The organism is Neobacillus cucumis (genome assembly GCF_023715505.1).
The window spans coordinates 1-7,065 of sequence record NZ_JAMBOH010000064.1 but is presented as its reverse complement, the minus strand read 5'-3'; the positions used below and the strand labels follow the sequence as shown (position 1 = coordinate 7,065).

Genomic DNA, 7,065 nt, shown 5'->3' with positions numbered 1-7,065 from the left:
CTCTAACGCACCATAGTTCATCGACCTTCCTCTCCAGCCGTAGAATCAGTATTGACGGTTTAAAACCATTTTCATTCTCTGTGGTGAAGAGCTGGTTTTTAGCGATTCATGGATGGCTAACGGGTGCGATGCTTCAATAACGAAGGATCGCTTTTCTTATTCAAGTAACTGGGCAGAATAGTTGAAAAACAAAAATACATAAATATTACAAACAAATAAGACGGGTGAAAGGAATTTAAATAATAGGAGTTTTTATAGGAGAATATGCCTTTTGTGTATAAATATAAGATGAAGGGAGGGATAAATTTATGTATGAGGCAAAAGGTTTTCAAAGTACAGACTTCCCCAGAACTTAATCGGGTAGTTAATAATTTTCTTGGCTCATTACATGATTATCATAAAGAAATAGTGAGCTCAATGGATTTTTCTATCTCTTGCCACTTCTTACAAAAAAATGTTATGATTAAAAAGAATTATTTTTGTTCGGTGAAAAGGATTTGTAACTTTTCGTCTTGATGATCACTGAGAGCAAGGATAGTATTACATTGTGTGTGTTTACACACTAGGAGGCAATACAAATGGAAAAAGGTAAAGTAAAATGGTTTAATGGCGAAAAAGGCTTCGGTTTCATCGAACGTGAAGGTGGAGACGATGTATTCGTTCATTTCTCAGCGATTCAAGGTGAAGGTTACAAAACTTTAGAAGAAGGTCAAGCAGTGACTTTTGATGTTGAGCAAGGTCAACGTGGACCTCAAGCTTCAAACGTACGTAATGCTGCTTAATTTACAAAACAGGGAAGGCAGGCTCTTTTATGGGAGTCTGCTTTTCTTTTTTCTTGTGAAACAAAGAACCCCCACTCGTAAAGGAGTAGGAGACATGAAAACAGTAAATCAAATAGTAAACCAAGTTTAGTATACAATTAAGGATTATCCTAATTTAATGAGAGTGGCTTATAAAAATGACTCTTATTTTTATAAGATACTTGAACGATATTTTCTACTTCGATTCTAATGGACTATCAAGGCGTATTGGGTATTTATGTTAAAATAAAGATTGTGATGAATTGCACTTAAAGTAACGGGGGCTTATGTTTAATAAATGGGTCGCTGCGGCGACTCTTTTCTTGTTCCACTAAAGGGCAGTTTAATTGAACAAATGGTCATAGAGAATCAATGTTTGCTGTTGAAGCCGCTTGTGTATGTTGGGTTTCATATAATTAATTTCCATATTTTTTACATAATAAATAATTTGGTCGTGAAAAATAAGAAAAAAGTTCATGGGGGTAAATTATCTTGGCTTTAACCAACCCTTTAAGTGCATCAGAAGTGGGAACACTTTGGTTAACTTATCAAGAAAAAACACTCATTCTCAGAATATTGGAATATTTTTATGAAACTGGAGATGACCGACGAGCTAAAAATATTGTAGGAGGTTTGTGGGAATCGCTTAATTCTTATGTTTTAGAATTGGAACAACTATTTCAAGAACAAGGAATGGTTAAGCCTGTCGGGTTTACAAAAGAAGATGTGAATTTAGAAGCACCAAAGTTGTATGACAATGGATTTGATGTAATGTTTGTCCGTATTTTAAAAGAAGTTAGCATGGGGATGTACACCATGAATATGAATATGGCTTACAACAACAAAGTGATGAAGATTTATGAAGGACTTACTTCTACTTCACAAAGAATTTATATGTTAGCCACTCAATATTTGTTGGAAAAAGGTATTCTTTCTCTTCCTCCAAAAGCTACGATGCCAAAAACAACTGAGTTCATTAAAAGCAAAAAGTATCAGAGTGGATTTAATCCATTTGCTGAGAAAAGGGCTTTGAATGATATTGAAGTGGGTATTCTTCATCACGCCATAGAATCAAATAATGTTGGCTTACAGCTCATTACTGGTTTTGCCCAATGTGCAAAAACCCCAGAGGTTAAAGCCTATTTTGTAAAAGGAATGGAGCTTTGTAAGAAACAAATCAAAATGTTCGAGGAAATACTTTTGGATAGCAATATTCATTTTTCTGCTACTTCTGGAAGCACGGTAACAACTTCAACGGTTCCCCCGTTTTCTGAAAAACTCATGATGCATTGCATCTATCTTCTCAATGGATTCAGTATCACAGGAAATGCTTTCGGGACATTTTTTACCTTAAGAAATGATATAAGCATGAAAAATGCTCTGATTGCCAAAGATATATTTTTTTATGGACAAGAAGGAATGGAAATTAAGATTAAACATGGGTGGTTTGAAGAACCTCCGCAAATGGAAGACCGAATGGAAATAATTAAAAATTATCAATAAATTTAATTTTAAAACGAATAATAATACTGGTGTTATTTATAACACTAAAATACAATGTGGGGGAATGCATTTTGAGAAAATTTATTCGTTTATTATCAGCATTTCTTTCTATATTAATTAAAGCAGCATTCTTACTGGACAACATTAACCACAGGTTAAATTATTTAATTGACTCTCTGTTAGCAAAAATGTCTTCAATAGTAAGAATGCAAACTGCTGCATAAGTATAAGTATTCCAAAAAGTATTTTCTAATTCCACATTGCTATAAAAAGGCAAGCACGGTTGTGTTTGCCTTTTTAACAGGTCCCGTTTATTTACCCGTTATGGTAAAAGGGTTTTTGTTAAATATTGTGAAGTTTTTCACTTAAACTATCAGGTGCTTTACTTGAAAAAAGAGTAAAGCCCTTATTTTATTAAAGTAACTGGCAGGATAGTTGAACAAGGGATTTATTTTTTTAGAACGTAATTGACCCAAATTGCAAAGTTTGCATTACAAAGAGGGTACTAATTAAATTCCAAGATACCCTCTTAATGACATTATTTTACCTAGACAATCATTAGTATCCTACACGCATGAAGGATGTCCCAACAATGATTAAAAGGATGAATAGAACAACAATCAAAGCAAAACTTGTGCCCATTCCACCGCCGTCATAGCTCATTGATACTCACCTCCTTATCTAAGAGGTAATACATTTTATGCTGTAGGAGATAACTTGAAATGGACAAGTATGGAATTATTCTTAAAAAGTTGTTTAATCGCACGTCGAGGAAGGGAATCATAGCCACCTTCCACTCCTTACTTTCCGCCAATAAAAAATCCTTTTATCAATTATCATATTTCTTCACAAAGTTAAAGAAAAGTCGATCTTCCAACTGTGAAAATCGACTTTTCTTCCGTAATAGACAAACTATTTCATAAAAGCAAAAGGTTCCCGACGTACCAAATAGCATTTAATGCACAATCAGTATTTTATCTTTTACAAATTGGCAGTCTTCGTATCATATGGGATCAATTTACTAAGATGCTATTTCCTTTTTGTCCTTAAATTCCAAGCTTTTTGCGGGTGAGCCTCCTCTTAAGACGACTAGGAGAATAATAAAAATCAGTAAAACAAGGCTAACCATACCTTTGTCTATTCCCAGTCCACCGTGGCTATGAGACGCTGCTAACCAATCCGAGAACGATGCACCTACTGGACGTGTCATGATATAGGCAAACCAGAAAGCAAAAATTTCATTAAGACCAAATAATCGGTAACCCAAAGCTGGAATAACGAGCAAGACAGTAAATAATAAACCTGAAGATAAGTAGCCCAAGTGCATGCTTGATGCGGTCATATCCCCTGCGGCGGTACCGAGTGCGAATGTTACCAGTACGGTGAGCCAGTAAAAGATCTCGCGGCGACGGGTGAAGATGCTGTGTACGGACAGAGTTTTTTCTTTGGAATACCAAGTTATGAGAACGACAGCGAGTGCCACCATAAAGAAGATGGTTGAAACGATGTAGGGAATGCCTAGACCGACACGAACTACATCTGCAGCCATTGTGCCAAATATACTAACCATGACGACAACTAACCAGTAGACATTTGGTATATATCGGCGTACTTTGAACTGTAATATCATTGCGGCTACAAAAATGAGAACACTTAGGGGTGCTGAAATGAGTGGATTTAGATTCTCGAATAAATAATCGGATGCCACCTCACCCATTCCAGTTGTCAGCAACTTAGTAATCCAAAAGTAGAGTGTAATTTCTGGAACTTTAGCAAGCATTTCTTTTGACTGATTCATGGTGACCGATAAAGACTTGTTCATATTACGACCTTCTTCCAATAATCTTTAATGACAATTGATCAATTTTTTAGTAGCTTTTTCCTCTTTGATTAGGACTTTTCTTTCCTCTTAAAATAAAATTAAATAGTTTGCATGTAAATTTTAAAAGGGAACCGCTATTTGCGATTCCTAAGATTTTTATTTATTTGCTCCGTTTAATACGCTAATTGAATTTTTAAGTGCAGATTTGGACTTACTCACATCAGGGCTTGATGAACGTACTGCCGCTAACACAACGTCAATAGTGCCATCAATTTTTGTCCATGTTGTACCATCTATTTTCCTAAGTTTAGGCTCTGATGTATCCCATTGATGTTCCAAATCGTCCGCACTTTTCTTCGCTAAGGTAAAATTATTGGAGGTTACATCCTTTAGCATATTATTTTCAATTGTAGCGAAATTTGTTAATTGTCCAACTAATGTTGTTGAAGAAGCTGTATTCGCTGCTACTTTATTTGCTGTGTTTAAGACGCTGAGTGAATTGTTAAGTGCTACTTTACACTTGCTGGCATCAGGATTGGACGAACGAGCAGCTGCTAAAACAACGTCAATTGTACCATCAATTTTAGTCCATGTGGTGCCATCGATTTTTCTTAGCTTAGCTTCCGATGTGTCCCATTGATGTTCTAAATCATCCGCACTTGTTTTAGCGGAATTAAAGTTATTTGAGTTTACATAGGTTAGCATGTCATTTTCAATTTTAATAAAACCTGTTAATTGTCCACCTAATGTAGCTTGTGAAGAAGTGGTTTGCGATGCTATATTATTACTTCTCCATACATAACCGCCTATACCACCAAGTAAGAAAATACATAGTACCACAATGGTTTGTGTCAAAACATTTTTCTTGCTTCCGTTCGGTTGGTTCGTTTCTGCTACTTCACTTTTTGAGTTTATATCAATTCTTGTAACAGCAAGGAGAATGATGATTGCTAGAATAGCTACAAGAAAAATTACACTAGTAACGGTTGTCCCCAAACCTAACCCGCCATTAACTTTTGGCTGAGATAGGTAATCACCTAGCGATGCTCCGAGTGGACGAGTAAGAATATAGGCAACCCAAAATGCTAATATCCCATCAAGTTTTGATTTATATGCCAAAAATACACAAGCTATGATAATAATAACGGTTATTCCTGTTTTAAGATAACCAAAACCGAGTTGTTCGGAATATAAATCTCCGACTGCTGTTCCAAGTGCAAAAGTGAAAAGAATGGTAAGCCAATAGAATACTTCTCTTTTTCTTGTGAAAATCGAGTGTATCGAGAGAGTTCTTTCACTTAAATACCAAAGAAGAAAAGTTAATCCTAAAAGCACGGAGAAAACTGCTGTACTAACCTCCAGAGGCACTCCCATTCCGTCTGTCAAATTATCTGTTACCAACGTTCCAAATACGCTTATAAGCACAACAGTTGTCCAATAAATACCTGGAACGTATTTCTTTGCTCTAAATTGAATAAACAACACAATGAAAAATGCTATTCCCATAATTATGGTAGTCAGAGTTAAACCTAATCCAAGGTTGAAATTTATGAAATCAGCAAACGTTTCACCGACAGTTGTACATAATACTTTGATTATCCAGAAGAAAATAGTAACCTGCGGTACCTTGCTTAACAATTGGTTAACAACTGGTTCTACCTGCACCGTTTCTTCAGCGGCTGGATATTTTTTTGACAAAAAACTCATCTCCTTTTTGTAAGCATCCTTTTTTTAATCAACAAATTTAACTATAATATATGAGTTTGATGTTTTTATTAAAAATCAATTAAACATATATTAAGTGTCTATTAAGTTCCATAATCTTTTATTAGTGGAACTGTTTATATATTGCAATAAAAATTTTAGTCATCGAGCAAAATAAAAATATGGGTACTTCCCCTTAACCGAGCTACAATGTTGCCCCTTATGCGAAACCCCAATTTTATCTATTTAAAAGGTAATAAATGAAAAAAATTTAATAAAAAACTAAGTTGCAAATGGCATTAACTATGGCAAACTGTTATATAGTTATTGTCAAAAATTTTTGCAAAAGAGTATTTAAAGGGAGAGGTTAAAGTGAGTATCTTGCATCATTTGGGAGAGATAGCAATAAACTGGATCAATTCCATTGGATATTGGGGGATCCTTTTAGGAATGGTTTTGGAGAGTGCCTGTATTCCAATTCCCAGCGAAGTGATTATGCCTTTTGGTGGTTATTTAGTCTCAACAGGGCATTTAAATATGATAGGAGTTATATTGATTGGAACACTAGGAAATATCATCGGTTCCTTAATTGCATATGCGATTGGACTTTGGGGTGGAAAAAGATTCATCGACCGTTTTGGGAAATATGTATTTTTGTCAAAAAAACATTTAGAATCTGCTGAAAAGTGGTTCGATAAACGTGGGGAGATTACAGTATTTGTTTCACGAATTTTGCCAGCAATTCGTACTTTTATTTCTTTACCAGCAGGAATTGCACGTATGTCTCCTAGTAAATTTTTAATTTACACTGCCATTGGTAGTGTGATTTGGTCTGCAATCTTAACTTATGTAGGATATATGTTAGGTAACAATTGGGATAATATTCAAAATATCTTACATCCTATTGCTTATCTGGTTGCAATTATCGTGTTCTTTATTTTAGTTTTCTTAGCTATAAAAGTTATTAAAAGCAAAAAGGCATCAGCATAGCATAATTTGCGTTTGGAAAGCAATGCTTCAGGATAGCATTGCTTTTTTGATTCATGCAACCTTCAACCATAATTTGGTTTAATCTATTGATTTTAAAAAATAATATACTCATTCCCAAACACTAGTGTTGCGTTAATTAAATTTCAATATTAAAAACACTCTAAATCTTCACTAATTTTATTTTGTGCAAAGAAAAAGTCCTTTATAATGAATAAGTCAGGTGGTAACCCGTCCAAATCCACTAAA

At 34.8% G+C, this 7,065-nt stretch carries 6 protein-coding genes; 3 read left to right on the top strand and 3 right to left on the bottom strand.

Annotation, left to right across the window (positions count from 1 at the left end; genetic code table 11):
- Window positions 1–578: 578 nt before the first annotated feature.
- On the top strand, window positions 579–782 hold the full coding sequence (locus M3226_RS31030) for a cold-shock protein (protein WP_251573322.1): 204 nt from the start codon (window positions 579–581) through the stop codon (window positions 780–782).
- A 510-nt stretch (window positions 783–1,292) separates the two neighbouring features.
- Window positions 1,293–2,303, top strand: coding sequence for a DUF3231 family protein (locus M3226_RS31025; RefSeq protein WP_285858073.1), 1,011 nt, complete (start codon window positions 1,293–1,295; stop codon window positions 2,301–2,303).
- Between the two features lie 558 nt (window positions 2,304–2,861).
- Here M3226_RS31025 and M3226_RS31020 read toward each other — a convergent pair.
- The 3 genes from M3226_RS31020 to M3226_RS32920 all read right to left on the bottom strand — a co-directional run bounded on the left by M3226_RS31020 (window position 2,862) and on the right by M3226_RS32920 (window position 5,823).
- Window positions 2,862–2,966, bottom strand: coding sequence for a YjcZ family sporulation protein (locus M3226_RS31020; RefSeq protein ID WP_251573320.1), 105 nt, complete (start codon window positions 2,964–2,966; stop codon window positions 2,862–2,864).
- A 358-nt stretch (window positions 2,967–3,324) separates the two neighbouring features.
- Window positions 3,325–4,125, bottom strand: coding sequence for a COG4705 family protein (locus tag M3226_RS31015; protein ID WP_251573318.1), 801 nt, complete (start codon window positions 4,123–4,125; stop codon window positions 3,325–3,327).
- A gap of 156 nt (window positions 4,126–4,281) precedes the next feature.
- A complete protein-coding gene (locus M3226_RS32920; protein WP_374110712.1) occupies window positions 4,282–5,823 on the bottom strand; it encodes a COG4705 family protein in 1,542 nt (513 codons plus the stop codon).
- A gap of 378 nt (window positions 5,824–6,201) precedes the next feature.
- Between M3226_RS32920 and M3226_RS31005 the strand changes: the two genes are divergently transcribed.
- Window positions 6,202–6,819: a DedA family protein gene (locus M3226_RS31005; RefSeq protein WP_251573316.1), complete on the top strand. Its 618-nt coding sequence runs from the start codon at window positions 6,202–6,204 to the stop codon at window positions 6,817–6,819.
- Window positions 6,820–7,065 lie beyond the last annotated feature (246 nt).